The organism is Enterovirga sp. CN4-39 (assembly GCF_049446235.1).
Taxonomy (GTDB): domain Bacteria; phylum Pseudomonadota; class Alphaproteobacteria; order Rhizobiales; family Beijerinckiaceae; genus Enterovirga.
On the sequence record NZ_JBMSEF010000003.1, the window covers coordinates 239,455 to 266,025 of the forward strand.

Consider the following 26,571-nt stretch of genomic DNA (forward strand, 5'->3'; position numbering starts at 1 on the left):
ACACGGTCGAGACCTGCGTATCTCAGCTCCCTCACCGGACAGCCTGAGAGTGCCGACCGAACCGCAAGGAGCCGAGTAGCTGCAAGCCGACGAAAGACAGGCCGAGTTACACGATTGGCGAAAGCTCTCCCGCTCTGATCATAACTCTGCAAGTCAGAAAAAACTACAGACGAACCAAGGGTTTGATTCCAGTTGACCGTCAAACGATCTCAGCCGGGGCAACGAACGGACGATCGTTGGATGCCTCGGGCATGCGCAACTGGAATTCTTCGAGCACGCTACTTAGGTGCCATCGAACCCAGCTTTCCCAGTACTTTGCCCGAACTGGAGAAAAGCGGTGCTCATCGAAAGCCGCCACCCCGCTGGTCGTTAGTGATCTATCGTGATCGAGGCCGATAGCAAGCGGTAATTCAATGCTAAGGACTCTCGCATGGCCGTAACGCGTGATGAGCCTCCAAAGCAACTCGCTGTCCGCTCCAACCCGGACGGTATCAAATCGGCCGATCTCGTCGAAAATCTCACGACGAACGAACGTAGAGGCTGGATTGTCATGCAGGTAGCTTCCACCTCCCCTGATCTGGAAAACTCCAGCAGCCGACATTCTTGCCCACTTCGACGTACTCGCAACGACCTCCCCCCTTGTCATCGCGAGTACGTGAAGTTCAACGTGCTGCGGGTGCCACCAATCGTCGGAGTCGTGAAAGGTGATATACGTCCCCCGTGCCCTCGATATCCCGAAGTTTTTCGCGAGATAAGTTCCTGTGTTGGTGTCTTGGTGCAAAGCAATGACACGACTATCCCGGCTAGCCAAATCAGAGATCCGCTCCCATGTTCCGTCGTAACTTGCATCATCGATGATGATTAGTTCCAAATCGACAACTGACTGGGCGAGAACACTTTCTGCAGCGAGGCGTATGGTGTCGACAGCGTTGAAAGCCGTCATGATGACCGAAACGAGCGGACTCTGGCCTCTCGGCGGATGGGAGCTGGTCCTGGGAGAAGGCAGCCCCACCTCGTCGAGATTGAACATGCTCACGCTTAAAGCGAAACGCGCGAAGTACGAACGCAGATGGCCAGCCCAACACATGGTGTCTCCCGACAAAGCGGCTAGGCTGGCAAAACTTAGTTCAACGTCAGGATGCTCGACAGCCTTCGGAAAGACAGGCGACAGCGCCCGAAAAGCTTCCTCGAATGTGCCATTCCGCATGAAAAAGTCGGCAGCCATTAGATGCCAGCCGACAGGCCTTTCGTCCGAGGAGGCAAGGAGCTTCCAAAAACGGGCGGCGGCAAGATGGGGATTCTGGTGCCGTCGAAGAACGGCTGATTGAAACAAGTCGTCAGGATCGGAGGGGTCGGTCGCCAATCGACTTTCATGCAGCGCCAGCGCAGCGTCTACACGTCCACTTCTTGATCTACTCTGGGAAAGGAGGCTTCTGTACAACTTCAACAGACCGTGATTGCCGAAATCACCCCGGGGAGAGATTGCCTCCATTCCTTCGAGAATCGCGTTAGCCGTTCCACATGCGTTCCGCGCAAGAAGGTGCCGAGCAAAATACAACGACGCGATGAAACGCACTTCGTCGTTTAACGAAGGACTATTCCCACCATAGCGTGCGTAGACGCGAGTCAGAGTTCCCCAATCTTTTGCCTTGTAGATCTTGTCGACGACGCTGTGGAAACCCGCCACATCGCCCCGCTCGAGTATCGCTGTTAGGCAATCGATCTCTTGCCCGCGACCTGAGGTCTGGTCCAACTGCGGGTGAGGACTGAAGGCGGTGCGACTCAGTTCGGGCTTCAAGGAGGGCAGGGACGTTGCTTTCGCCCCAAGCTGCGACCGAAGTTCGCAAAACCGCCGAAGGTTCCTATGCAGCGGGAAGAAGTCCTCGATCCTTGCCAAAACAGAGTCGCAAGCGAGCGTTGAGGAAATCAGCGCATGCCAAGTTGGCTTTAGGCGAATTCTGGACAGCGCAGGCCTCTCAAGCAGGTTATGCTTGCGGGCAATTTCAAAGAAGGCTGGTGAGATGGACATCCTGCGGCGTACCTGCGGCAACTGGGATTTGCCAGCTGACCAAGCATCGACGACACCCAGAAACTCATCCCCAAGTAAAATCCCGCACAGGATATCGAGTGGATGCTTGTGCTCCAACTCACGAACGGCTCGAGCCGAAACCTCTCGTCCGAGATAGGTGCGAACTATAAGTCCGACTTCATCTGGGTTAAGAAACACTGCTGATGAGCCCGTCACGATGTTCGCTTCCGAGACACACTCCGATTGACGCCCCACGGGGACGCCGTGAGCATCCCGAGAATGCTCTTAGCGTCAGCCGCTCCGCACCCGGAAGCACGGAACCGGTAACGCCCTATGCAGCTGCAGCCCCTTCATCAACCCGGGCCGCGGCTTCGTCCAATCTTTTGAGTCGCTCGGCAAATTTCTCGTACCCGGATTGGGCCAAAACGAAATTTCGACCGGCGTGAACGCGCTCAAAATAGCGATCCTTATCCGACCACAATCTCTTTACGACGCCCCAAACCTCACGCGCGCTCGCGTACAATGCTGCGGGCCCAAACGTCTGCTCGAATACGGGGGGGAGAATAACGGGAACACCACTTGCCATCGCTTCAATGACAGCTCGGCCAAACTCTTCGATATAATCGTCGTGCGGATAATGAACGAAGAAGTCCAGTTCGGCCAAAAACTCGGGCGCACTCAAGGAATTGAATTCATGAACCACCCAGTTGCTCGGTTTCTCGCCTATCAGCTGGAAGGCGGCTTCGGCTCCACCCAGGAGGCGAACGGAGCAGGGCCTGTCGGCACAATATGCATCAAGTATGTCAGCGGCCGCCGTCGGCCACTTTGTGTAATGATCCCGACAGTGCCTCCCCACGACCGGTTGGGCGTTGTCTGAACCGCGCCACGACAACAATCGTCCGCGGTAGACGGCGGCGTTGATGAGCGGATTCCAGATATCGAAGTGGGGTTTAGGGTACCGCGAATCTTTAAGCATCAGGTCTCTGACTAGGCCTGATATTGGGACCCACGTCCCCTCGGCGCCAAAAGCTTCGGCGAGATTGGCTCGCAAGTCAAGAGGGTTATACTGCACGTCCCCGCCGCTGAACAGGCGAGACGCCATCTGGTTGATGATCACGAGCAAATGTCTGTATGAAATTCTCGGCGGACGGTCGATCATATGTTTCAGGATGACCGGGTACCCGACAATTATAGTATCTGCTTCGACGACATCCCCAGCCACAAGGACCTCAATTTTACCCGCTGCGGCGAGCTCTCGTACTTCCTCGTTCAGAGGCTTACTCGGGTCGAGGTCATACCTTCGCCAATGGAAGACGCCTACCGACTTACCCGCGGCGAGGGCAGCATGGACATAGTTCATTGTCGACACATACGCGCCGCCTCCGATATTGAAGTCCATGATGAACACGAAGTCGAGCTTCGCTGGACCATCCGCATCCGGGTCAATCAGCCTAGGAACCGGAAACCGCCGACCCGAAGTGCCCGGAACCATCTTCAGATCTGCCGTGTCGAGCGACCTCCTGTGCCACCATTCGACAGTCTCTCGATACTCCCTTCTTACGCCGTAGAAGATTGTCCGCGCGTGGGTCGGGCCGCGGCGGGTAAGGGATGTCTCTTGATGAAGCGCGAAGGAAAGCGGGACCATCTGGTGCAAGCCGACCACTGAACCCGGGCCGTATGCTGACTGGATCCTCCACACGAACTCGGTATCCCCGCCGACCTTAACTCGATCCCAGTCACCTAGCTTCTCATGAACTTCTTTTCGGAAGAGAAGTGACGAAAGGTCCGTCGTTATGATCTCCCCTCCGGGTCGCCATGAGCCCGTCACACGGAGAGAAGGAAGTACCCGCGTCCAACTAAGAAACACGGCAGCGGAGGTGGGGTTGCGCTCAAGGTAGGTGACTTCGGTCTCGATCTTTTGCGGATGAGACCAGTCATCGCCATCGTGAACGGTGATGAAATCGCCTGATACCGCCCGCAATGCCGTGTTTCGAGCAGGATAGGCGCCCTGATTGTGCGCGTGCCGTAAGACGATGACGCGCTCGTCCCTTGACGCAATCGTCTCAAGAACGTGATGTGTGTCGTCGTTGCTATTGTCATCGACCACAATCACTTCGAGATTACGCCACGATTGATGAAGAACGCTGTTCAGCGCTGTCTCCACGGTTTCCGAGGCGTTGTAGACCGGCATTATAACGCTAACTTTCGGTCCGTCGTCTCGGTATGATAGGTTTTCTGACCCCGCAATGTTGCCGATTGATAGAGGAAGGCCTTCTTCGGCCTTTCGGATCTCCGAGAAATTGTGTGCCGAGAATACGCGATTTATGCAGGAAAGTTGCAAATGCTGGGAGGGGTCGCCGCCATCCGCAGCGTACGTGTTTGCTAGCGCAAGCAGCAGTTCGGACGAGTTATCGCCCTGGCTGTCTAGGGCGTTTTGAATCAATATTCTTGCTTCGTCGACCTGCCCAAGCCCGAGAAGGCACTCCGCCTCCAGATATATCAACGTTATTCTATTGGCCCGACTTGCATTCGCGGTTCTTGCGAGAACCAAAGCGTCTAGAGCTCGGTCAAACCGACGCTCGTAAGCGTGCCAGCGCGCCAGGGCCCAGGACGCAGCCGCCTGATCCTCCTTGCCGACTTCCCGCGATCTGGAAAGCTTCTCGAGATCGCGGATCGCTGACCGCGAAAACCCACCCCAGAGTTTCTTCTCCAACTTTGCTGCGAGTCGCTCGCCTTTGGGCTTGGAGGGGACTACCTTGTGGTCCTGCGTATGACTCTGGCTCGTTCTCTGCGAGCTTTTAGAGGAGCGGAGTTTATCTGCGCGACGGAACCGCCCCTTCGTGTCCCAAGATCGCAGGGCCTTGATGTAGTAGGAGCTTCGGGGGCCGGTAACCTCCTCGGAGTCGCCAAGGTCATCAGTATCGCCGCGAGCGACCGACCACAGACGCTGGGAGATCGTGGGCCTCCGCGGAGCCCCGAAGTGCCTGTACTCCTCCGCCCAGGGCCGATTTGCGACGGGCGTCGCAGAGATGCCGATTTGATCGCTCAGGAAATGTCGCGATACTAGGCAATCGGTGACGAGCTGGATACCGGCCCGCCTCACCGGGAGAGTATCGGCACGCCCATTAGCGCTCTCCCTGACAGACCAGAACCTCTCAAGATCCTCGAACACGAATTCGCGGTCAACGATCCCGAACTCGCGACACCGGGCCTCTGCTCCGCCCAACCCAGATCGAAGCAGAAGCTTCTCAAGCTGGGACGCTTCTAGATCCGCAATCGCGGCCAGTTCAACAAACTCGGTCGCAAGAAGGAGACCGTTGAAGAAGCGCGCCACGAGCAGTCGCCACGCAATCCGCTCGGCTACCAACCTGCAAATTATGTCCGACACATGTCCCTCTAGAACGCAATCGTCGATGTGAAGCTCGGGTTACGCTTCGCTGCCGTCGGCTAGAACCAGTTCCGCGCCGTGAGTCCTCCAGCGATATAGGAAATTCGCAGGGACGATGTTCGCCCACCGTGTAGCGCTGGTACGGTCGTAAACGACGACAATGCGCTGCTCCCCAGACAGTTCGGTGGCGATATACGAGAAGTTGGGCTGTCTTCCGAACCAACTAGCGAGCTTCTCCTCGTCGACCGGATCCTGCTTGTGCCAGTGCGTCTTATTTTCTGGCCACTTGTATGGAACGGAGACGATGGCCACGTCCGACATGCTCACAAGTTTTTCGGCAAATTCTCGGGGACGATCCAGGTGTTCGAGCACCTGAAGACAGAGAACAACATTAAACTTCCGCCGCTTCGGCTCCCAATTCAGGAAATCAGCTTTGAATGAGCGTATGCCTTCTGCCTTGTAGGGGCGCCTAACGTCGACAGAGTGCCTGATGGGCACTTCGGGAAACCAGTCGAGCACAGGTGTGGCGTTCGAGCCGACATCAAGGATTGAATAAGCATTGCCTGCAATCCGCTCGGCAATCTGCTTAACTGCCACGTAGTAAATGTATTCCTTCCTCTCGCTCCAGTACTTACCATCCTGGCCCCCGTTCTCGCTGGCCAATTTTAAATGTGCAACTTCGCGCCAGGCAAGTTTGTCTTTGGGGAACGTTTCTAGATGTTGAGCGAGTACCTGCTTGGCCTTCGACATTTGGCCGCTTTTCCGGGCGGCTTCCGCGAGTCTGCGTGTAAATATCTGTCGGTCCTTCGCCGAGTCAGCCTGCTGAGCGGCCGCCTCCCAGGCCTGAGCCGCTTCGATCCAGTTTTTCAGAGCGCCAGCAATCTGGCCGCGGATTGTAAGCGCCTCAACGCTTCCCGCTTCCGGGCTCTGCAATGCCGCTAGGGCGCGTTGAGCCTCGCCGTAACGCTTTTGCTCAAACAGCGCCTTTGCTTGATTCAACGACACTACGAAGCTCCTATAGACCGCGGCCTGCGCGGCTGACCGCCTGCGCGTTTTGCTCCATGGGCATGCAAGTTGGCAAGCCAATTTTCGTGTTCTAATGAAAGAAATGGGCGACAAGAGTGAGGCCGAGGAGCTTCGACGAGAGACGGATTGCCGTCGACGATCAAAAAAGCTTTTATGTGTTCTGCATCTATCCGCAACGCGCGTCGTGCAGCATGACGGACGCTTGTCGGATCTACGCAGCAGTGGGGGTCGGCAAGAAGAACGTCTTGCCTATGTCGGGGCCCGTGGGAAGTGGCGTTTCGCTTCGCCCCGCTCGCCTCGATGTTTCGACAATTGGTTCGCTGCTGTAACCGTGCTCCCGTAAGCTGTGAATCAACTTGCCCAACGTTAGGTTGTCCGTCGCAGCAGCTCGCCCGTCAGCAACCGATTTCCTCGGCAGGGGCTTCATCGTGAGCGAGTACCGCTTTCTACCCCCGGTTGTTGTCGCTTTCACCCCGACGTCGACCGTGCTGGCGCGCACGCGAGTAGCGCCTGAGGGTCGTCAATGTATGAGGCACCCACGGTCTTAACTATGACGTCGATCAATTGCCGTACTGTTTCGAGTTATAGTTGAGTCAAAGATCAATTAGGTTTTATCGTCGGCATGTCCCAAATGGTGGTATCTCGTGGGGGGCGGCAGCTAGATGGATTGTCTCCTACTGGGCTGTTTCAATTTCTTAAGCGCTTAAGGGGTTCTCGTGCGTATAGCGATCATTGGGTCCGGGTATGTCGGGTTAGTTTCCGGCGCCTGTTTCGCGGATTTCGGGCACGAGGTCGTGTGCGTAGACCGTGATGCGCGTAAGATCTCAGCGCTAAGGGCGGGTGGCGTTCCGATCTTCGAGCCTGGTCTCGAGGAAATCGTGGCCGCGAACGTCCGCATGCAACGGCTGTCCTTCTCGACCGACCTCGCCGAGGCGGTGCGCCGAGCCGACGCGGTGTTCATCGCGGTCGGAACGCCTTCGCGGCGCGGCGACGGCTTCGCAGATCTGTCGTTTGTACATGCGGCGGCGCGCGAGATCGCGCGTGCATTATCGGGCTACACCGTGATCGTGACGAAGTCGACGGTGCCGGTGGGGACGGGTGACGAAGTCGAACGGATCATCCGCGAACTGCGCCCAGATGCTGAGTTCTCCGTCGTCTCAAACCCTGAGTTCCTGCGGGAAGGCGCAGCGATTGCCGACTTCAAGCGGCCAGACCGCATTGTGGTTGGCGCTAACGATGAGCGCGGCGCTAAGGCCATCAGCGAACTCTACCGCCCGCTCTATCTCAACCAAGCTCCGATCTTGGTGACAGGCCGACGCACGGCCGAGCTCACGAAATATGCTGCAAACGCGTTCCTTGCGACGAAGATCACCTTCATCAACGAAATAGCGGACCTGTGCGAACAAGTTGGTGCGAATGTGCAGGAGGTGGCACGCGGTATTGGGCTCGACAATCGCATTGGCTCGAAGTTCCTCCACGCAGGACCGGGCTATGGCGGCTCTTGCTTCCCGAAAGACACGCTGGCGCTCATCAAGTCGGCGCAGGACTGCGGCGCGCCGGTGCGTCTGGTCGAGACAGTCGTCGCGGTGAACGAACAGCGCAAGCGCGCTATGGCACGAAGGGTAGTAGCGGCTTGTGGTGGGTCCGTGCGAGGAAAATCGATCGCGATCCTCGGGCTGACCTTCAAGCCGAACACGGATGACATGCGCGACGCGCCCTCGATTTCCATCATCTCGGCCCTGCAGGACGCGGGGGCCCGGATCCAAGCGTATGATCCCGAGGGCATAGAGCAGGCGAAGGCCGTGCTGCAGGACGTGACTTACACGAATGATCCGTATGCCTGCGCAGAGGGAGCGAGCGCGCTGGTGATCGTCACCGAATGGGAGTCATTCCGGGCGTTGAACCTCGCACGCCTCAAGGCGTTGTTGGCGAATCCCGTCGTAGTGGACCTGCGGAACATCTACCTTCCTGACGATATGCGGGAACAGGGCTTCACGTACGACAGCATCGGGAGGTAGGATGTTCGTAAGCTGGTGGGAGCAGCCCAATGGCATATCAGTCGAGGGATGCTGGCTAAACGATCTGAGGTCGGCCGTAAGCTGAGCACTCGCCACGGTCTTCGATCCAAGATTCTCGCTGTTCTCGACTTTCTGAAATGCAGTCGTTGCGCTTGGGTTCACGATACAGCGAGTTCAAGATGGACGACTTGAGCGCGACCTGTTGAAAGCATCCGGTGAACGAATGGCAGACGTATTTGCCGATATCAAGCGGTTTATCCCGACGTACGAGCCGAACGTTGTTCTCGACGTTGGGGCCAACGTGGGACAGACCGTAAGAAGGATAAGACGGTCATTCCCGAACGTATCCGTGCACTGCTTTGAACCGGTACCGGCAGCATTTGATAAGCTATCTGATTACCTGGCCAACGATATCAATGCGACACCCCACCGTTTGGGACTAGGAGATGCGGACAACGCCGTCATCATGACCGTTGCAGATCACTCGACGGCTAATCGCGTGGTCCGGTCGGAAATTCCCGGGAAAACTCAGGAGGTGCTGTTCCAACGCGGTGACACTTGGTGTGCCAGCAAGGGTATAAGCCACGTGTCTGTCTTGAAGGTAGATGCCGAAGGTTATGACCTGAAGGTTTTGGTTGGTTTCGGGGCGATGATAAGCGCTCAGAAAGTTGATTTCATCCAAGTCGAAGCTGGGATGAACATGACAAACGTCCGTCACGTGCCCTTAGAACGCTTCCGCGGGCTCCTTGAGCCGTTCGGATATTCGCTCTTTCGCCTGCACGATCAAACCTTCGAGCTTAACCGCAGGCCGATCCTGAGGAGGCTAAATGCATCCTTTGTCTGCGCGGAGATCGGCTCCTCGCTGCGCTTGCCTGACGGAGTGTCGATCGAGACCTAAGCGCGCCACCGGCGTCTTGAACTCTCTACATGCTTAGCGCGGGCGGATCGTCGGCTAATGATCTGCAGCCAGGACCCGACCGCCTGCGTCGACATTGCGGCTCGGTCTCTCTGATTCGCTTGAGCGTTCCATGGCCTTTCTCCACGCACCGTGCGGCCAGAGACCATAGCTTGCATGCCTCCCGTCCTAGTAGCTGGCGTTGGGAGCTCTGTCGGGTCGCGCGTCGCTCAGCGCCTGTTCTCCTGCGGCGAGACAGTGATTGTTCGGGGGCGTGAGCACCGGTTGCATCAGCTTTCGTCCGATACCGAGGTCTCGATGTGAGGTGCGCTTGCTCTCCGTCGCCTGTCGACGTTGTGCAATGAAGTCTCGGACCATCAAGCCGCGGTGTCGCTGATAGGCGCTCGGACGGAGCCCGTTTTCTGGAATGTGCTGGGGTAATTGCTGGGGTAATCGGCTGGTTGCGGCCGACGACGTAGCAACTTCAACGTGTTAGTCCAAATGTTGCTCGGACCCCCTCTCCGCCAGTTACCGCCCGGGCCGCTGAACGCGCTGGGATTGCACCCAGCCTAGCCGGCAATGGCATTGGACCCTGGTCACGCAGACCGTTGCGCCTCCGACTGTGGGGCGGCGACGTGGTTCTCTTTTGAACGGTCCGCCCCACGGTCTTCGCTCGCGGTTGCCGCGGGGGATCGCAGCTTCCGGCAGGTGGACAAGCCTCGAGCCCCACGGGAAGTGAAGAACGATCCACGCGCCCTTGCTTGGATCAGGTGCGCCGGACATCGCTCTCTATGAAATCATCTCGAGGTCGATCGCCGTCTCGTATTTCACCCGGTTCAGATTGAAGCTGGTACGGAAGCGCCGGATATTGTGTTCGTTGGCCAGGACTTCACGCACAAACGCGTTGTAATGCTCCATGTCGCAGCAGGTGACGACGAGAAGGTAGTCGCTTTCGCCTGAGATGAAGTAGCACTGCTGAACCGCCTTCTGGGCAGCGATCTTGCGTTCGAAGGAGGCGAGGACATCCTCGCGCTGGCGATCGAGCTCGACGCTCACGAAGGCGATCAGCGTATTGCCCACGCGCGCCGGATCGACGATCGCGACCTCTCTGCTGATGTAACCTTCCTCGTGCAGACGCTTCACGCGCCGCGAGCATGGCGCGGGCGAGAGGCCGACGCGTTCGGAAAGCGCGAGGTTCGAAATCCGGCTATCTCTCTGAAGAACATCGAGGATTTTGCGATCCATCGCGTCCAGAGCCACCGCCCCCCGTCGAGGCCCAGCAGAAAGATTGCTTCGGGAAGTCGATCTTCGCATCAGGATTGCTGATCCGCGCCCTACGGGAGCAAGCAATCGAGCATGGAATGCCGAATATCGCAACCCGGCGCAATTACGAATGAAATATAGTGCAGGAACGTAGCCAAGGATCGAGCTCATGATCTCCGCCGCCGCTCCAGCACCTCTCTCCCGGACCCGCCGGGCCACGAAGCTTCGCCTCGACCGATTTCCGCGCCACAGCCTCACCTTCGGTCCGAGCCCGATCGAGCGCATGGACAGACTGACGGCGCATCTGGGCGGCCGGGTCGAGATCTTCGCCAAGCGCGAAGACTGCAATTCCGGTCTCGCCTTCGGCGGCAACAAGACCCGCAAGCTCGAATACCTGGTCCCCGAGGCTATCGCGCAGGGCTGCGATACACTCGTCTCCATTGGAGGCGTGCAGTCCAATCACACCCGTCAGGTCGCGGCCGTCGCCGCGAAGCTCGGCCTCAAGTGCCGGCTCGTGCAGGAGAGCTGGGTCAACTGGCACGACGGCGTCTACGATCGTGTCGGCAATATCCTGCTTTCGCGCATCCTGGGCGCGCAGGTCGAGCTGGTCGACGAGGGCTTCGGCATCGAGTTCAAGCGTTCCTGGGAGGACGCCATGGAGGACGTCCGCCGGGCGGGCGGCAAGCCTTACGCCATCCCGGCGGGCGCCTCCGACCACAAGCTTGGCGGTCTCGGTTTCGTCCATTGGGCCGAGGAGGTCCGGATGCAGGAGGCCGAACTCGGCCTCACCTTCGACTACGTCGTGGTCTGCTCGGTGACCGGCTCCACGCAGGCGGGCATGGTGGTCGGCTTCGCCGCGGATGGCCGCGCCGACCGCGTCATCGGCATCGATGCCTCCGCGGAGCCGCAGAAGACCCGCGACCAGATCAGGCGCATCGCCCAGCGCACGGCGGATCTCGTCGAGCTCGGCCGCGACATCGACGATGCGGATATCGTGCTCGATACCCGTTTTGCCGCCCCGGAATACGGGGTTCCGTCGGAGGGAACCCTCGAGGCGATCAGGCTCTCGGCCCGTCTCGACGGCATGCTGACCGACCCCGTCTACGAGGGGAAATCGATGCACGGCATGATCGAACTCATCCGGGAAGGCACGATCCCGCCGGGATCGCGGGTCCTCTACGCGCATCTCGGCGGCGTTCCGGCGCTGAACGGCTACAGCTATCTGTTCCGCAACGGATAGCGGCCGTGAGCGGCCTCTCGATGATCCTGCGGCTCCAGCCGGAACCGCGCGCCGCGATCGAGACCCTGCTCGCCCGGATCTATCTCATGAGATTGGGCGGGGAGGCGGAGCTCGCCCAGTTCGGCCAACAGCGCCAGGCGCCCGGCTTTTCCGAAAGGTGGCCGGGCGCTCCGTTCGTCCTCGTGGTGGCCTTCCCGTCCACCGCGCTCGCCGAGCGCTTCCTCTGCAACAACGCGGACCTGCTTGCGGCGGCCATCGAGGGTCCGCTGTTCTTCGAACCCTCGAAGCACGGCACATCCAATGTGCTGCCGCCGATATTCGCTTGAGCCGAGCGCTCCACCGGCAGGGGAGCGCCGACCAGCCTCGGTCGAGCGATGTCGGCCGGACAGCCGACGGACAGACAATGAGAGAAAAGCACGTTCTCGTGGTCGACGACGATGCGTCCATTCGGGACCTTGTCGGCGACTACCTCTCCGATCACGCCTTCCGTGTGAGCCGCGCGGCGGACGGCAGCGCCATGGAACGAACGCTCTCGCGCGTGTCGCCTGACGTCATCCTCCTCGACCTTCAGCTCGGGAACGAGGACGGACTCGACCTTCTGCGAACCGTTGCAAGTCGCGCCGACACGCCCGTGATCATCATCACCGGGAACCGACGCGACGAGGCCGACAGGGTGGTCGGGCTGGAACTCGGGGCGGACGACTACATCACGAAGCCTTTCGGCCTGCGAGAGTTGCTGGCGCGGGTCCGCGCCGTGCTCCGGCGGGCGGAGGCCGGCAACGCCGCCGCCCGGCGCAGAGCGGACCGTTCGGTCTATCGGTTCGCCGGTTGGGAGCTTTCGATGCGGGCGCGCCGCCTGAAGGCACCGGGCGGGCAGGAGGTGAAGCTGACCGCGGCGGAGTTCAACCTGCTCTCGGCCTTCCTGCGCGCACCACGGACCGTGCTGTCGCGGGAGCAATTGCTGAATGCGAGCCGGGTGCATGACGACGAGGTCTACGATCGCTGCATCGACGTGCTGATCCTGCGGCTCCGCCGCAAGCTCGAACCCGATCCCAGCCAGCCGACGCTCATCATGACCGAGCGCGGAATGGGCTACGTGCTCGCAGCAAACGTCGAGGTGATCTGAGACCGCGACCTGACGACGCCGCGGCCGGCCGAGCCCCGGGTAATGCTCTGACCCATCCTCGGGGTCAGCGCTGATTCAGTCGACATCAATAAGAATATCATTAGCAACGGGCATCAGATTGCGTGTTGTCCATGTAACGCGATCGGGAAGCGGAGAAATATCCCCGCTTACTCCGGGTGGTATCCCCAAGGTCGAGGGGCAACCGAGCATCGTTCATCTGGCGATAGATAAATCCGCATCTTCTTTGGCGGTCGGATCTCTCAATGGACGGAATGCCAATCGAGGACCTTCGACATGGAAATGCACACGACGCAATCTTTGCTCTCCATCCACGGCATCGCCCGGTACCCGGTTCGGCACGAGGCGGATTGGGCCGGAAGAGGCATGGCCGTGATCGTCCGGCTCTGGCGGGCTTGGCGTGCCCGCGAGATCGTCCGTCGCGCCGCACGCGAACTCCTCGAGATGGACGACCGGATGCTCGCCGATATCGGGATCGATCGCTCGCAGATCGATCACGCAGTCCGGAACGGCCGCGGCAGGTCCGGCGTCGTGGTTCACTTCCGGTCCAGGAATGTGCCGCATCTCCAGCTCTGAGGAGCAGCCACCCAGCCCGGGCGGACGATGCGGTCCGGTTCGGCAAGATGCGCCTTCGGCATCGAGCGCGAGCGGCTTCGCGGCCGCTCCAAGGTTTCGTTTGAACCACAACCTCCGAGATCTGAAGCGCAACGGAAACTGCGCCCCGCCAACAGGTGGTCGTCGATCAGGCGAGGTCGATCCCCTCGCTCCTCAGGAGAAAACCCATGTTCACGACGCGCCGTATCCTGATCGCTGCCGCGGCCGCAGCGAGCCTCCTCGGTGTCGCGCAGGCTCAAACCGGTCCCGCTCCGGGCGAAGGGGCGAAGAACGTCGTCCTGGTGCACGGTGCCTTTGCGGACGGCTCGGGATGGCGCGGCGTCTATGACAACCTGACTGCCATGGGATACCGGGTCAGCATCGTCCAGAACCCGCTGACCTCCCTCGCCGAGGACGTGGCCGCCACCCGACGCGTGATCGATCGTCAGGACGGCCCGACGATCCTGGTCGGCCACTCGTATGGCGGCACCGTGATCACCGAGACGGGCATCCATCCCAAGGTGACCGGCCTTGTCTACGTCTCCGCTCTCGCGCCCGACGTGCACGAGTCCACGATCGATCAGTTCAGGGAGTTTCCCTTGTCGCCCGACCTCGTCATCGAGGAGCAATCCGACGGGTTCGCCTTCGTGAACGGCGCCAGGTTCAAGACGGCCTTCGCCGGGGATGCGAGCGAGGCAGACGCCGCCTTCATGAGGGACTCGCAGGTCGCGACCGCCATGTCCGCCGTCAAGGCCAAGGTTTCCTGGGCGGCTTGGCGGGTCAAGCCGAGCTGGTTCGTGATCGCGACCGAGGACAACGTGATCAATCCGATGCTGTTGCGGCAGACCGCGCGTCGGATCGGTGCCGTCACCGAGGAGATCCCCGGCAGTCACTTCGTCTTTCACACCCAGCCCAAGGCCGTGGCCGACGTCATCGATCGGGCTGCCAGGGCTGTCGGCCGGGTAAAGCGTTGACCTGGAGGATCCTACCCCCGGACGGGACTGGCTCGAGACCCGGAGCCGCCGTTCCGCGTCTCGATCCGCCCGCACCCTGAACGATCGGCTCACCCCCCGCCATCGGGTGCCTTTCCGTGCGACGTGTGCCGACGGGCCGACGCTGGCCTCGGACTGGCTGCCATGCGCTTTCCAAACTCCGCCGCCGCCAGATAGGCGACGGTGAGCGCGATGATGCAGCCCCAGATCGTCCCGGGAAGCGCAACGAAGCCAAGCGGAGCGCCGATCTCGGACGCGAGCAGCAGTGCGCAACCGAGCGCCAGGAGCGAGCTTGCGAGGAGCGCGGGATGCGGCCGCCCCTTCAGCGATGGCCCGTTCGTCCGGATTACGAAGACGACAAGGATCTGGGTCGCCATCGACTCGACGAACCATGCGGTCCGAAAGGTCGCCGCGTCGGCTTCGAACACCCAGAGCAGGAGACCGAACGTCGCCATGTCGAAGAACGAGGACAGCAGGCCCATGACGAGGGCGAACCGCAACACGCCGCGGATGTCCCAGTTGTGAGGCTCGGCCATCTCCTCCGGCTCGACCGTGTCGAACGGTATCCCGAGCTCCGAGACGTCGTAGATCAGGTTGTTGATCAGCACCTGGATCGGAAGGAGCGGCAGGAAGGGAAGAAGCAGGGGCGCCGCCGACATAGACACCATGTTCCCGAGGTTCGAGCTCGCCCCGGCACGCACATACTTCATGATGTTCGAGAAGGTCCGCCGCCCTTCCTCGACCCCGTCCGCGACGACCCCGAGGTCCTGGTTCAGCAGGATGATATCCGCCGCCTCGCGCGCGACATTGCTGCCCTCCGCGACCGAGATGCCGACATCGGCTGCCCGGATCGCCGGCGCGTCGTTGATGCCGTCGCCGAGGAAGCCCACCACATGGCCCCGCGCCCTGAGCGCGCGCACGATCCTGCTCTTCTGCTCGGGGGACACGCGTGCGTAGAGATCCGCATGCGGGGCGCGATGCGCCAGCTGAGTGTCCGTCAGCCGCCCGATGTCTTCACCGGTGAGGATGCCACGCGCCGGCAGGCCCAACTCGCCGATGAGGTGGCGAACCACTCTCGGGTCGTCCCCGGAGATGATCTTGACGGCGACACCCTTGCCGCGAAGCTTCGCGATCGCTGCCGTGGCAGAAGCCTTGGGGGGATCCCGGAAGAGGCAGAACCCGGCGAGCGCGAGATCGCTCTCGTCCTCGGGGCCGATCGTCGTGTGTCCCGGTGCCCGCTTCCATGCGACCGCGAGCAGGCGGAATCCCTGCTCAGCTTGGGCCTGGCAGAGTGCGCCGACGCGCTCCCTCATCCGATCGTCCATGACGGCCGTCGGACCATCCGGCAGACCGAGAGCCGGGCAGAGCGGGAGGACGTGCTCGGGGGCACCCTTGATCACGACCAGCCGCTCTCCCAGCGTCTCGGCCAGCACGGCCGAGCGCCGTCGTTCGAAGTCGAACGGCGCATCGGCGATGCGCGTCCATTGCTGCAAGTCGCTGTCGCCGCCGCCCGCCAGGATCGCGGCATCGAGAGGTGTCGTGAGCCCGGTCGAGAAGCGACTGTTGACGCGAGCGAGTTCGGCAACGAGTCCGGAGCGAGCACCCGACGATGTCACGGTTTCCGCCAGCTCGACCTCCGCTTTGGTCAGGGTTCCGGTCTTGTCGGTGCAGAGCGTGTCCATCGCGCCGAGGTCGTGGATGGCCGGCAGCGATCGGACGATCACCTTGCGGCCGGCCATCCGCACGGCGCCTCGGGCCAGGGTCACGGTCATGACCATGGGCAGGAGCTCGGGTGTGATCCCGACCGCGATGGCGACCGCGAAGAGAAAGGACTCGAGCGGAGGCCGATGAAGCGCCAGCTGCGACAGGAGGACGAACAGCAGGAGGAAGATCGTCAGCCGCAGCACCACCATCCCGAGCCGATGCAGCCCGCGTTCGAGAGCCCCGGGCGAGCCGGCCGAGCGAAGCTCCGCTGCGATCTGGCCGAGCCGCGTCCGGGCCCCGGTTGCGACCACCCAGAGCTTGGCCTCTCCGCTCACCAGGGCGGTGCCGGCAAACAAGGCATTGAGGTCCGTGAGAGCCGACCCGTCTTCCCGCGCCGACTCCTTGTCGACCGGGTAGGGCTCGCCCGTCAGCAGCGCCTCGTCAGCCCGCGCCGCGGTGGAGGACAGGATCACGCCGTCCGCCGGCACGAGATCGCCTGCCCTCAGGAGGGCGATGTCGCCGGGTACGATCCGGTCGATCGGCACCCCGACCGGCGAGCCATCCCGCAGGATCGTGGCCACGATCGCGACCGACCGCTGGAGCGCGGCCACGGAAGCCTCGGCACTATGCTCCTGGACGCTCTCGAGAGTGACCGAGAGGAGAACGACGACCGCGATCGTCGCGAAGCTCGCCCAGTCCCCTGCGATCGCCGAGACCAGCGCCGCCGCAAGCAGGATCGCGACGAGCGGCTCTGCCAGCTTTCGCGCGATCCGGAGGACGAGCCGACGCCTGGCCGGAGGCGATGCCAGGTTCGGACCAAAGCGGGACAAGCGCTCGGCCGCCTCCTGGGAGGTGAGACCGGCCGGCGTACACCCGACCCTGTCCGCGATCGCCGGGAGCGTTCCCGTCCAGAAGGGAGGCGCGTCCTGCCGACCGCGCAGGCCGGCGAGACTCCCCGGGGACGGGATCGCGCCATCCGGAATGCCGTCCCCGGTCGCCATGCCGCTTCAAGGCTTGCGCCAGCCGAGAGGCTGAAGGGTCGCGGGCAGGGCTACACGAACATCCTCCCGCCCCCGGCGATGTTCAGCCATCGGTCAGGTGCCGCGCGATCTCCGCGGCCGAAAGCTTCGTCAGGTCCTTTGCGATCTCGGCCGTGAGGCGCGCCCGCAATTCGGCCGACATCTCATCGCGCAGGATCGCCAGGGTGCGAGGTGGCGCCACGAGGATGATCCGCCTCGAGGGCCGAGCGCGATGGTGTTCCTCCAGTTGCCGCCCGACCTTCAGGACGAACGCCTCGGCGGCTGCCCGGTGAAAATCCTCCTGCTCCACGGCGCTTCGGTGAGAACCCGAGGTGACCCTCCCGGGTCTGTCCGAGCCCTGGTCACGCGTCGGCGGGTTCTCTTCCAGCTCCAGCACTTGCCCCAGGTGCAGGTCCGGCGACACCGCATCGCCGCGGTTCTCGAGAAACAGGGCCTTCCTCCCGTCGCAGACGAGGACACATGCTTCGTGGGGGATGGTGATTGGCGCGGACATCGAATGCTCCCGCTCTCATCCCAGCATAACGCCTGGGGACTCCATTATGTCACGGCGTCCCGATCCGTCCTCCGTCCACGTCACCGCACCGCTGGCTACAGCTTCGGGGCGACCGCTCCCTTTCGCCTAGTTGGCTGGGTTGAGCCGGATCGTGCAGAGCAGCAGCCCGGTCTCGTCGACGACCTCGAGCCGCCATCCATTCCAGTCCCGGAGCGGTTCCGAGTACTCGGCGCGGAGTTCCGCGATCGCCTGGAGAGCCTTGTCCCGGGCTTCGGCGACGCTGCTCACGTCGACGCCTCGCCGGTCGAGCATCGGGCCATCGCCGCCCATCAAGTGAAAGTAGCAGCGCAACGCGAGTTCCTCGGCCTATCCGTCGCGCTCCTGGGCTTCCAGCCTACCTGCCGCCTTCGCTCCGGGCGCGACGCGTGGCCGCCCCGCTTCCTTCCAGGCTCGCAGGATGTCGCAGAGCTTGAGCCGGTCCGCGTGCATGAGGGCCTGCATGATCGGCTCGGCCAGAAGCTCGCCCAAACCTGGCTCGTGGTGATGGCGTGTGCTCGCTCGGCCGCCTTGATCCGCCCGGCGGAAAGCATTGCTGGATCCGCCCTGGAGAACCCGGATCTCGGCTCCCGGGATCCGCCGCAGCTGCGCCTTGATGTGCTCGATGGCGTCTGGATGAGTTCGCCGCATGGGCATGGGCTTGCCTCAAGCGTGGAAGTCCGAGGGCCAAGGCTGCCGCGCACGGGCGAAGCCCGCCTTGATCTCGATCAAACCGTTGCAGCGGCCGAACGATCGGGAGAGGAGGCAGCTTGCCGTCGACGCGACTGGCCTGGGGCCACTCCACGCCAGGACGTCAAAGAGCCAGCGAGGGTTCAGGGGCGGCGGCGCCCTCCAGGCGGGAGGCCGCGATGCGGCCGGCGAGCAGGATCGCGTTACGGGTGGCGCCGGGATGCGCAACGCCCTGGCCGGCGATGTCGTAGGCGGAGCCATGGGCTGGCGTGCAGATGGGAAAGGGAAAGCCGCCGAGCAGGGTCACGCCGCGCTCGAAGCCGAGCAGCTTCATCGCGATCTGACCCTGGTCGTGGTACATCGTCAGCACGGCATCGAAGGCGCCCTTGGTGGCGCGCAGGAAGACGGTGTCCGACGGGAATGGGCCGTCGGCGCGAATGCCCTCCCTCTGCACCGCCTCGACGGCCGGGCGGATGACCTCATCGTCCTCGTGACCGAAATTTCCGCCATCGCCGGCATGCGGATTGAGGGCCGCGACGGCGATCCGCGGCGCGTCGAACCCGGCCGCCCGCATGGAGGCGTCCGTGAGCCGGAGGCCGCGCAGCACGCTTCCCTCGGTGATCAGGCTCGCCACCTTCGAGAGCGGCACGTGGGAGGTGACGCGGGCGTTCCAGAGGCCGTCCAGCACGTTGAATTCGCTCGCAGGCCCGGGCCGCCCGAGCACCCGCAGCGCGAAGCTGATCTCGTCGTCGAAGGATGCGTCCGCCAGCTTCATGGCGGCTTTGTTGAAGGGCGTGAAGCAGACCGCGTCGGCCTCGCCGGCCTGCGCCATCTCCAGGCAGGTGCGGAAGTTCGCCATGGCAGAGCCACCGCCTGCCGCGGCGGCAATGCCGAGCCGGATCGTGCCCGGGTCGAGATTCCGGAGATCGCGGAAGTCCAGATGGCCCAAATCCTCAAGGGCGACCCCAGCTTCTCCCGCGCCACGCTCCAGCACCCTCCGGTCCCCGACGACGATCAGCGAGACCGCGGCGTTCACCGCAGGATCGGCGGCCATGCGGGCGGCGAGTTCGGGGCCGATCCCGGCAGGATCGCCGATCGCGAGCGCGATCCTCGGCTTCCGACCTCGCTGACCCTCGTGACTCATTGCGCCTCATCCCGGTGGCGACCCTCTGCGCGGGGCCTGGGCCTACGATCGCGCAGGTGTCGGGGCGATGCAAATTTCTTGCGTCTGCTTGTTGAAGGCCGCCATGATTTGTGTAATTTCAAGGAAAATTCCATCAATACTCGATCATAACGGCTGTGTTCCAGATAGAATATCTCGATTGGAGGCTCGAATGATCGTTTGAACGCAGCTAGACGAGCTGGGATGGATCCAGGATTACGCTTCTCGAGCAGGGGATATTGCCTCAAGCTCTGTACGTTGCAGACCTATGTCGATGTTGGGCGATTTCGTGCTCTTTCAGCGGCGAGAATGCATCGCCTTTGGACGCCGCCCTAGCAGGAAGGTCCGACGGAGCCTCGGGGACCGAGGTCCCCGTGCCTGCGCGACGGCCTACTCGGGATTCGGGAGTAACCCGGAGACCCAGATCACTTCGATGCTCGGCTCGATAGTCTCCCCGGGAGTCGAGGAGCGGGATCGATGCGCGACGACGACTTCGGCGTTGTCGACATCTCGAGCGACGAGCGCCATGGCATAGCTGCGCCCAGGGACGTTGTGGTCGCGACGCTGTCCGTGATCGGCGCCATCCTGCTGTCCGTGGTCGCCGTCCTGTTCCACTGATCGCGGCGCGACTTCCTTGCGCGCAAGCCGGCGCTTGGGGCCGGGCCGCCCGGCTTGCCATGGCGCTAAAACTTGAGGCGCGCGCTCGACGATGCCTGCCCACTTCCGCCCGATCCGGGCGAGATGGTTTTCGCGCCCTTGTCGAAGCTCCACTTCGTCCCGTTCAGCATCAGCGTGTTGAAGACCAGCGTGATGTTGCCGCTCGAGACCTGAGAGGAGGAGTTGAAGGTGACGTTGCGGCTGGGAAGGTACACCAGCCCCGTCCAGTCGAAGCCGGCCGACGGGTTGAAGGTGAAGGAACTCTTGGACAGGTTCGGGGCTTCGAAGAAGAGGATCCCCGCATAGGGCCCGGTCGCGGGTGCCTTGAGGGTGGCCTTCACGCCCGAGTTGAACTGGAACTTCGAATTCGCGTCCGCGAAGTAGAACGTGACGCCGGAATCTCCGGTGCAGGTAGGGCACGCCCACACCCCGCCGTTCACGTTCCAGGTGCCGTTCCGGATGACGTAGAGTCCCGGCGCGAAATTCACGTTGGTCGTGCTGTTGAAGTTGATCGCGCAATAGATGCCGGGCGCGAGCGAGACCGTGCCGCCATTGTAGTTGGTCGACGTGCAGCCTCCTGCCGTGCTCGGCGTCGGGAGGGTTCCCGCGAATGGGTCCGACGCCGTCTGGCACTTCGTCTGAAGGTTGGGAATGGTGATCGAGTTCTGCGTTACATTGGCGCCCTGGACGCAGACTTTCTCGAAATTGAAGGTGCTGCCGGAGTTGAACATGGCTGCCGGGTTCGCCGTCGACTTCACGTCGATCTCGCAGTTCGGCGCATTGATGCTGGCACCGCTGTTCAGCGTCAGGCCCTGAGCGCTTGGCTCGAGAAGCAGGACGCAGACTGCCCCCTGAGGCGCGTCTCCTGCGACCGCCGTGGCCGTGACGGTCACCGGGATGGACGTCTTGCCGAACGCGCGCATGAACTGGGTCTGCACGGAGGCGCGTGCCGTGCCCGTGAAGCTCCCGTCGGCATTTGCGGTGAAGGCCGGAACCGGGGTCGCCGATCCGTAGATGTCCGCGAAGGCCTTCGTTGCGGCCGCATTCTGTGTCGCCGCTTCGGTCTCCGCGCCCCGGAGAACCGCGGCATCGATCGCCGCCTGGAGCCGTGACCTCTCGAACGAGGCGCGCGAGTAGTCGACCGCGCTCCCCGTCGCACCGACCAGCGGAAGCAGCGCGAGAGAAAAGATCACGGCGATGTTGCCGCGCTTGTCTCGGATGAATCGTCTCACGACGGCGGCAAGCGGCACAATCGGTCCCTCCTGCCGAGTCCTTTACGTGTCCGGGATTTCGATCACCTCTCTGCTTTGATTAAAATTGTTCGTTCTCTCGCCCGGTCGCCGCGAGTTGCGGGAGCAGCCGAAAGTCGTGGAATTGCCTATCGATGGCACCGTTCGGGCGTTCGACGCCGGATCTCCGCGAAGACCTCGGCCGCATCCGGCTTGACGTCACCCGCATGTCACCGTCTTGAGGCGCTGGGCCGGTCGAAACGGGCCTCACGCGAACCGGACGGAGACCTTCATGACTCGCATCGCCGATCGAACCGCGCTCGTGACGGGAGCGGCGCGGGGGATTGGGCTTGCGGTCGCCCGGCTGTTCCTGGCGGAAGGCTGGCGCGTGGCGCTGCTGGATGTCGACGGCCCGGCCGTGGAGGCCGCGGCCGCTGCGCTCGACCGGCCGGAGGCGACGCTCGCCATCGCGGCCGACGTGTCCGATCCGGCCGCCGTCGCCGCCGCGGTGGAACTGGTGGCAGAGCGCTTCGGGCGGCTCGACGCGCTGGTCAACAATGCCGGGACGGCCATCTTCGGGCCACTCCTCGCGACGAGCTTTGCGGATTGGTCGCGCGTGCTCGCCGTCAACCTGACGGGACCCTTCCTGCTCATCGGGGCTGCCACGCCGCTGATGGCGCGAGGCGGCGGCGGTGCGATCGTCAACGTTACGTCGATCTCGGGCCTCCGTGCCTCGACGCTCCGGGTCGCGTACGGCACGAGCAAGGCCGGGCTCGCCCACCTGACGAAGCAGGCCGCGGTCGAGCTCGCAGAGCTTGGGATCCGAGTGAATGCGGTTGCGCCCGGGCCCGTGGACACGGCCATGGCGAAGGCGGTCCATAGCGCGGCGATCCGGGCCGACTACCACGACGCGATCCCGCTCGGACGCTATGGCCTGGAGACCGAACTCGCCGAGGTCATCGTCTTCCTCTGCTCGGACCGCGCCGCCTACGTGACGGGGCAGGAGATCGCGGTGGATGGAGGCTTCGACGCGGCCGGGATCGGCCTCCCGACGCTACGGAGGGAGCGAGCCCCCGGGCAGAACCCCCCGTCGGCCTGACGGGCCCGCTTTTTGAGGCGGCGCGATCCGGCGCCGCCTGCGAGATCTGCCAAGTTCGCCAGGAGTTCCGTCGCAGATATTCCGTAGGGGTCGGGTTCTCGCCGGAAGCGCGGGCGCTGGGCGCCGGCATGCCGGATCACCGAGGAACGCCTTCGTGCCGCTAGGATCCACCCGTTCGACCATCGGATCTTTCCTCCTCATCGGTGCCGTCGTGGGCGGCGCGGCAGCGGCGTTCGCCTACACGGGGGGCTGGCTCTCGCCGGGGCGGCTGACGCCCCCGAAGCTGGTGGATGCCTTGGCACCCCCGACGGGCCCGGCTCTCGGCTACCGCCGCAACCACGCCAAGGGCATCTGCTTCACCGGCACCTTCGAGGCCAATGGCGCCGGCGTGCCACTCTCGAAGGCGCAGGTCTTCGCGCCCGGTCGCTACCCCGTTACGGGACGCTTCAATCTCGCAACGCCGGATCCGAAGGTCGTGGACGCGACGGTCCGCGTGCGCGGGATCAGCCTGCTCCTCCGGACACCGGACGGAGAGGAATGGCGCACGGCCATGATCAACGTGCCGTTCTTCCCCGTGGCGACGCCGGAGGCATTCTACGAGTTGCTGGTCGCCTCCGGACGCAAGGACGACCCGGAGGCGATGAAGCGCTTCGCTTCCTCCCACCCGGAGATCGCAGCCTTCGGAGCCTGGGCGGGCAGCGCACCCTACACGCAGAGCTATGCCGAGGAGCGCTACAACGGCCTGAACAGCTTCATCTTCACCAACGCATCCGGCAACGAGCATGCCGTGCGCTGGGCTCTCCTCCCGGCGGCACCGCCGATCCATGTCTCGGTGGAGGACATGAAGGCGCGGGGCAGCGATTTCCTCGAACGGGAGATCGGCGAGCGGGTCGCGGCAGCCCCGCAGCGTTGGGATCTTGCCGTTACGGTCGCGGAGCAGGGCGATCCGACAGCCGACCCGAGCAAGGCGTGGCCGGAGAGCCGGCGCACGATCAATGTCGGTGTCCTCCAAGTGGACAAGGTCGTCCCGGAGCCCGACGGTCCCTGCCGGGACGTCAATTTCGACCCTGCAGTGCTGCCGTCCGGCATGCGCACATCGGACGACCCTTTCCCGGCGGCGCGCTCGGCGGCCTATTCGGTTTCCTACAACCGGCGCACGTCCGAGGCGGACCTGTATCCGCGAACCACGACGGAGAAGATGCGATGAGCGCCGCGCGGGATCACTTCACGCCGACGCAGCGCGTCCTGCACTGGCTCATGGCCGTCTGCATCCTGGCGATGCTGTTCATCGGCGTCGGCATGGTGTCGACCGTCACACCCAAATATCTGACGCTGGTCGCGATCCACAAACCGCTCGGCATCGCGATCCTGGTCTTGGCGCTGCTGCGCCTGTTCACGCGCTTCAGGGCCGGCGCGCCTGCGCTTCCGTCCGACTTGCCCGAGCCGGTGAAGCTCGCCGCGAAGCTGTCGCACGTGCTCCTGTATGCGCTGATGATCGCGATGCCGCTTCTCGGTTGGAGCATGCTGTCGGCAGCCGGCTACCCGGTGGATCTCGGGGGCGGGTTTCGGCTGCCCCCCATCGCTCCCCAGAGCGACGCCCTGCATACGGTGCTCTGGAATGCTCACCGCACGCTCGCCTTCGTCTTCTTCGCCGTGATCCTTCTCCATATTGCGGCTGCTCTGTTTCACGCCCTCGTCCGCCGGGACGGCGTTTTCGAGGCCATGTCACCGATCCCCGGTCGCAACGCCTCGTTGGACTGAGGTGGCCGCGGAACCCCCTCGTCGGACGGTGGACTCTCGCTGAGATCGGCGAGCTCCGCTGATTTGCTCTGGGATGAAAGCTGGATTGTCCTGGCCCCGGCGCCGGTCCCGTACGGGCCGCTGCCGCACCGCGTGACCTCTGACGCTCTTGACGGCCTTCGCCGTGCCAGGCTGGCCTTCGCGCGCGCTCTCCGCTGGCGGGCGCTGCCGCCGGTAGCGAGCGTGACCGCGTGCAGTCCCAGACTCAGGAAGCGAAAGCGCGGTCGATGCTGATGTTGTCGAGTAGGCGCGCGCTATTGGCTGCGATGATCTCACACAGCTCTTGGACGCATTGACCCGCCGGGGCATCCTTGGTCGCCAAGCGGATGGTCGCAGTGCTGAAGATGATGGAGGACAGGGCGTTCCGGGCCTCTGCGAGGGCGGCGCGACTGGCGTCCGAGGACCCCTCGCCATCGCCACCGAACTCGCTTGCCTGCCAGCACCAGCTGAGGACGGGTTCGCCGTCTCGCTCCAGGTGGAAGCTGATCTCCGCGATCCGGCCGGCATCGTCGCGCTCGATCTGGGTCACGGCGCGGAGCCTTCGGCGGAGCAGGTCCGATGGGGTCCTCATGACCTGCTCGATCTCGCAACTCGTGCCGTTTTTCAGCGCCTCGATGAGGGTGCGCCGAACGAGATCGCGCTCGGAAGGCGCCAGGGAGACGCGGTTCAGGGTCTCAGAGAGTTCGTTCTCGAGTTGGTGCCGTCGTGACATCTGCGGTCCGATCGCCTGCCGAGCACTCTTTGGAGGCTTGCCGATCCGAACCATGCCACAGCAGCTTGGCAACGGGATGTAAAAACCTGAAAATTCCCGCCGCGCAGCCGGGTTTACCGTTTCGGGTCGATCCGGAACGACAAGGCAAAGCAGGCTGCCGCCAGCATCACCGTCGCCACGGAAGCACAGACCAGGACGGTGGACCCCATCGTGTAGAGGATCCCGGCAACGGCAGGCCCGCAGGCGAGGCCGAGCTTGGATGCGAAGCCCCCCAACACGGTGGCTCGGCCTGCGGCATCATCCTTTGCGCAGCTGGCAAGGACATAGGGCAGTGCGACCGCCATCGTCAGGTACACCGCGGCGACTGCCACCGCGAAGCCTGCGGGCGTCGTCCCGAAGATGACCAGCAGCTTTGCGAGGCCCGCTATGACGAGGGCAGGCACGATCGGGCGCCAGCCGAGCGTGCGGCTCAACATCATCATGGCTACCGCGCCCGGCACGCCAGCCGCGAGCCCGATGCCGACCACAGAGCCTGCGAAGAGGCGAGTCTGCCCCTGGTCTATGCCGATCCCGATGAGGAATGCGCCCAGCCCGAGATTGGCGGCCTGAAACAGGAAAATCCCGCCGATGCGAAGGAGAAGCGGGGGTGTCAGCCACGGCTTCTCGTCGGCCTCGGAGGCGCCCGCGGCCCCGGGCTGCCGGAAGGGCGGCAGCATGGGCACCAGGATCAGGGCGGCCAGGCTGAAGCCTGCCAGTACCCCGAAGACGATGCCGCGATGGAGCATGTCCGCCAGCAGCGACGATAGGGCGATCCCGACGCCGCCGAAGCCGAAGTGGAAGGTGAAGAGCACGCCGAAGCTGCGCCTCGGATCCGCCGTCTGGGACATGAGCGCGTAGGTGAAGCCGACAAGCAGGCCGCCGGCGATCCCATGGATGAAGCGCACGCCGAGAAGCATCTCGAAGTCGCTGATCGCCATCGTCACCAGGTCTGCTGCGATGAGCACCAGCAGCAATCCGACCAGCGAGGCTCGCCACGGCATCCGCATGACGCAGAACAGCGCGAGCAGCGCTCCGACCGTGGCGCCATATCCGTTGGATGCGGCCACGAAGCCGGCTTGCTCGGGGCGCAGGCCGTATTCCGTCCGCAGCGCCGCAATGAAGGCGGGCATGATGTCGATGTAGAGAGGCCCGGCCATGGTGACCAAGCCGAGCATCACGTCGATGGTGAAAGGACTGCGCTGGCTGCCGACTGTCGACGGGGGTGCCTTTGCTGCAAGCGCGTGCCGGCTCATCTCTCCCCCTCTCGCGAAGCACGTAGTCCTGGGCTGGCCGACAAGTGGAGGCCGGAGGTCCTGCGTGG

The 26,571-nt window shown here is 63.1% G+C and carries 23 protein-coding genes; 11 read left to right on the forward strand and 12 right to left on the reverse strand.

Annotation, left to right across the window (positions count from 1 at the left end; translation table 11 throughout):
- Positions 1 to 199 precede the first annotated feature (199 nt).
- The 3 genes from ACO2SS_RS07775 to ACO2SS_RS07785 all read right to left on the reverse strand — a co-directional run bounded on the left by ACO2SS_RS07775 (position 200) and on the right by ACO2SS_RS07785 (position 6,422).
- Positions 200 to 2,245, reverse strand: a complete 2,046-nt coding sequence (locus ACO2SS_RS07775) for a glycosyltransferase (protein WP_423277038.1) — start codon at positions 2,243 to 2,245, stop codon at positions 200 to 202.
- A 115-nt stretch (positions 2,246 to 2,360) separates the two neighbouring features.
- Entirely contained in the window at positions 2,361 to 5,363 is a 3,003-nt protein-coding gene (locus ACO2SS_RS07780) for a glycosyltransferase (RefSeq protein ID WP_423277039.1), read from the reverse strand.
- A gap of 93 nt (positions 5,364 to 5,456) precedes the next feature.
- A complete protein-coding gene (locus ACO2SS_RS07785) occupies positions 5,457 to 6,422 on the reverse strand; it encodes a hypothetical protein (protein ID WP_423277040.1) in 966 nt (321 codons plus the stop codon).
- Positions 6,423 to 7,159: 737 nt separating this feature from the next.
- Here ACO2SS_RS07785 and ACO2SS_RS07790 point away from each other — a divergent pair.
- Together ACO2SS_RS07790 and ACO2SS_RS07795 are read left to right on the forward strand one after the other, a co-directional pair.
- The gene (locus ACO2SS_RS07790) at positions 7,160 to 8,461 is read left to right on the forward strand and encodes a UDP-glucose dehydrogenase family protein (RefSeq protein WP_423277041.1); all 1,302 of its coding nucleotides are present in this window, start codon (positions 7,160 to 7,162) and stop codon (positions 8,459 to 8,461) included.
- A gap of 223 nt (positions 8,462 to 8,684) precedes the next feature.
- Positions 8,685 to 9,359: an FkbM family methyltransferase gene (locus ACO2SS_RS07795; RefSeq protein ID WP_423277042.1), complete on the forward strand. Its 675-nt coding sequence runs from the start codon at positions 8,685 to 8,687 to the stop codon at positions 9,357 to 9,359.
- Positions 9,360 to 10,145: 786 nt separating this feature from the next.
- Here ACO2SS_RS07795 and ACO2SS_RS07800 read toward each other — a convergent pair.
- Positions 10,146 to 10,790: an Lrp/AsnC family transcriptional regulator gene (locus tag ACO2SS_RS07800; RefSeq protein WP_423277043.1), complete on the reverse strand. Its 645-nt coding sequence runs from the start codon at positions 10,788 to 10,790 to the stop codon at positions 10,146 to 10,148.
- Between ACO2SS_RS07800 and ACO2SS_RS07805 the strand changes: the two genes are divergently transcribed.
- The 5 genes from ACO2SS_RS07805 (at position 10,789) to ACO2SS_RS07825 (ending at position 14,571) form a co-directional block, all read left to right on the forward strand.
- Entirely contained in the window at positions 10,789 to 11,859 is a 1,071-nt protein-coding gene (locus tag ACO2SS_RS07805; protein WP_423277044.1) for a 1-aminocyclopropane-1-carboxylate deaminase, read from the forward strand. The genes ACO2SS_RS07800 and ACO2SS_RS07805 overlap by 2 nt on opposite strands.
- Positions 11,860 to 11,864: 5 nt before the next feature.
- Positions 11,865 to 12,185, forward strand: coding sequence for a hypothetical protein (locus tag ACO2SS_RS07810; RefSeq protein ID WP_423277045.1), 321 nt, complete (start codon positions 11,865 to 11,867; stop codon positions 12,183 to 12,185).
- Positions 12,186 to 12,262: 77 nt separating this feature from the next.
- Positions 12,263 to 12,985, forward strand: a complete 723-nt coding sequence (locus tag ACO2SS_RS07815) for a response regulator (protein ID WP_423277046.1) — start codon at positions 12,263 to 12,265, stop codon at positions 12,983 to 12,985.
- 294 nt (positions 12,986 to 13,279) lie between these two features.
- The gene (locus ACO2SS_RS07820) at positions 13,280 to 13,579 is read left to right on the forward strand and encodes a DUF1127 domain-containing protein (RefSeq protein ID WP_423277047.1); all 300 of its coding nucleotides are present in this window, start codon (positions 13,280 to 13,282) and stop codon (positions 13,577 to 13,579) included.
- A 206-nt stretch (positions 13,580 to 13,785) separates the two neighbouring features.
- Positions 13,786 to 14,571, forward strand: coding sequence for an alpha/beta fold hydrolase (locus tag ACO2SS_RS07825; RefSeq protein WP_423277048.1), 786 nt, complete (start codon positions 13,786 to 13,788; stop codon positions 14,569 to 14,571).
- 89 nt (positions 14,572 to 14,660) lie between these two features.
- Here ACO2SS_RS07825 and mgtA read toward each other — a convergent pair whose 3' ends face one another.
- The 5 genes from mgtA to ACO2SS_RS07850 form a co-directional block, all read right to left on the reverse strand.
- Positions 14,661 to 17,294 (reverse strand): magnesium-translocating P-type ATPase, encoded by a 2,634-nt coding sequence (gene mgtA / locus ACO2SS_RS07830; protein WP_423277049.1) that lies wholly within the window; start codon positions 17,292 to 17,294, stop codon positions 14,661 to 14,663.
- 82 nt (positions 17,295 to 17,376) lie between these two features.
- On the reverse strand, positions 17,377 to 17,826 hold the full coding sequence (locus ACO2SS_RS07835; RefSeq protein ID WP_423277050.1) for a host attachment protein: 450 nt from the start codon (positions 17,824 to 17,826) through the stop codon (positions 17,377 to 17,379).
- Positions 17,827 to 17,952: 126 nt separating this feature from the next.
- Complete coding sequence (locus ACO2SS_RS07840) at positions 17,953 to 18,177, reverse strand: DUF6894 family protein (protein ID WP_423277051.1); 225 nt, start codon at positions 18,175 to 18,177, stop codon at positions 17,953 to 17,955.
- A 15-nt stretch (positions 18,178 to 18,192) separates the two neighbouring features.
- Positions 18,193 to 18,519, reverse strand: a complete 327-nt coding sequence (locus tag ACO2SS_RS07845) for a hypothetical protein (protein WP_423277053.1) — start codon at positions 18,517 to 18,519, stop codon at positions 18,193 to 18,195.
- A gap of 157 nt (positions 18,520 to 18,676) precedes the next feature.
- Entirely contained in the window at positions 18,677 to 19,696 is a 1,020-nt protein-coding gene (locus tag ACO2SS_RS07850; protein WP_423277054.1) for a 4-hydroxythreonine-4-phosphate dehydrogenase PdxA, read from the reverse strand.
- Between the two features lie 495 nt (positions 19,697 to 20,191).
- Here ACO2SS_RS07850 and ACO2SS_RS07855 point away from each other — a divergent pair, with 495 nt between their 5' ends.
- Positions 20,192 to 20,332, forward strand: a complete 141-nt coding sequence (locus ACO2SS_RS07855) for a hypothetical protein (protein WP_423277055.1) — start codon at positions 20,192 to 20,194, stop codon at positions 20,330 to 20,332.
- Between the two features lie 65 nt (positions 20,333 to 20,397).
- Here ACO2SS_RS07855 and ACO2SS_RS07860 read toward each other — a convergent pair whose 3' ends face one another.
- Positions 20,398 to 21,621, reverse strand: a complete 1,224-nt coding sequence (locus tag ACO2SS_RS07860) for a TadE/TadG family type IV pilus assembly protein (RefSeq protein ID WP_423277056.1) — start codon at positions 21,619 to 21,621, stop codon at positions 20,398 to 20,400.
- A gap of 271 nt (positions 21,622 to 21,892) precedes the next feature.
- On the opposite strand from ACO2SS_RS07860, the gene ACO2SS_RS07865 reads away from it, so the two are divergent.
- The 3 genes from ACO2SS_RS07865 (at position 21,893) to ACO2SS_RS07875 (ending at position 24,460) form a co-directional block, all read left to right on the forward strand.
- Positions 21,893 to 22,699, forward strand: coding sequence for an SDR family NAD(P)-dependent oxidoreductase (locus ACO2SS_RS07865; RefSeq protein WP_423277057.1), 807 nt, complete (start codon positions 21,893 to 21,895; stop codon positions 22,697 to 22,699).
- A gap of 154 nt (positions 22,700 to 22,853) precedes the next feature.
- Positions 22,854 to 23,906 carry a catalase family peroxidase gene (locus ACO2SS_RS07870; protein WP_423277058.1) on the forward strand — a complete coding sequence of 351 codons (1,053 nt, stop codon included), beginning with the start codon at positions 22,854 to 22,856 and terminating at the stop codon, positions 23,904 to 23,906.
- Positions 23,903 to 24,460, forward strand: a complete 558-nt coding sequence (locus ACO2SS_RS07875) for a cytochrome b (RefSeq protein ID WP_423277059.1) — start codon at positions 23,903 to 23,905, stop codon at positions 24,458 to 24,460. The genes ACO2SS_RS07870 and ACO2SS_RS07875 overlap by 4 nt, the downstream gene beginning before the upstream one ends.
- Before the next feature lie 244 nt (positions 24,461 to 24,704).
- Here the strand turns inward: ACO2SS_RS07875 and ACO2SS_RS07880 are convergent, their stop codons facing one another.
- Complete coding sequence (locus tag ACO2SS_RS07880; RefSeq protein ID WP_423277060.1) at positions 24,705 to 25,211, reverse strand: hypothetical protein; 507 nt, start codon at positions 25,209 to 25,211, stop codon at positions 24,705 to 24,707.
- A gap of 113 nt (positions 25,212 to 25,324) precedes the next feature.
- Entirely contained in the window at positions 25,325 to 26,503 is a 1,179-nt protein-coding gene (locus ACO2SS_RS07885) for an MFS transporter (RefSeq protein WP_423277061.1), read from the reverse strand.
- Between the last annotated feature and the right edge of the window lie 68 nt (positions 26,504 to 26,571).

Excerpts from the sequence above, each read along its gene's own strand:
- ACO2SS_RS07795 (WP_423277042.1), top strand. The coding sequence starts at position 8,685 with ATGGCAGACGTATTTGCCGATATCAAGCGGTTTATCCCGACGTACGAG.
- ACO2SS_RS07805 (WP_423277044.1), top strand. The coding sequence starts at position 10,789 with ATGATCTCCGCCGCCGCTCCAGCACCTCTCTCCCGGACCCGCCGGGCC.
- ACO2SS_RS07800 (WP_423277043.1), bottom strand. The coding sequence starts at position 10,790 with ATGAGCTCGATCCTTGGCTACGTTCCTGCACTATATTTCATTCGTAAT.
- ACO2SS_RS07815 (WP_423277046.1), top strand. The coding sequence starts at position 12,263 with ATGAGAGAAAAGCACGTTCTCGTGGTCGACGACGATGCGTCCATTCGG.
- ACO2SS_RS07820 (WP_423277047.1), top strand. The coding sequence starts at position 13,280 with ATGGAAATGCACACGACGCAATCTTTGCTCTCCATCCACGGCATCGCC.
- ACO2SS_RS07825 (WP_423277048.1), top strand. The coding sequence starts at position 13,786 with ATGTTCACGACGCGCCGTATCCTGATCGCTGCCGCGGCCGCAGCGAGC.
- mgtA (WP_423277049.1), bottom strand. The coding sequence starts at position 17,294 with ATGGCGACCGGGGACGGCATTCCGGATGGCGCGATCCCGTCCCCGGGG.
- ACO2SS_RS07835 (WP_423277050.1), bottom strand. The coding sequence starts at position 17,826 with ATGTCCGCGCCAATCACCATCCCCCACGAAGCATGTGTCCTCGTCTGC.
- ACO2SS_RS07845 (WP_423277053.1), bottom strand. The coding sequence starts at position 18,519 with ATGCCCATGCGGCGAACTCATCCAGACGCCATCGAGCACATCAAGGCG.
- ACO2SS_RS07850 (WP_423277054.1), bottom strand. The coding sequence starts at position 19,696 with ATGAGTCACGAGGGTCAGCGAGGTCGGAAGCCGAGGATCGCGCTCGCG.
- ACO2SS_RS07855 (WP_423277055.1), top strand. The coding sequence starts at position 20,192 with ATGCGCGACGACGACTTCGGCGTTGTCGACATCTCGAGCGACGAGCGC.
- ACO2SS_RS07865 (WP_423277057.1), top strand. The coding sequence starts at position 21,893 with ATGACTCGCATCGCCGATCGAACCGCGCTCGTGACGGGAGCGGCGCGG.
- ACO2SS_RS07875 (WP_423277059.1), top strand. The coding sequence starts at position 23,903 with ATGAGCGCCGCGCGGGATCACTTCACGCCGACGCAGCGCGTCCTGCAC.
- ACO2SS_RS07880 (WP_423277060.1), bottom strand. The coding sequence starts at position 25,211 with ATGTCACGACGGCACCAACTCGAGAACGAACTCTCTGAGACCCTGAAC.
- ACO2SS_RS07885 (WP_423277061.1), bottom strand. The coding sequence starts at position 26,503 with ATGAGCCGGCACGCGCTTGCAGCAAAGGCACCCCCGTCGACAGTCGGC.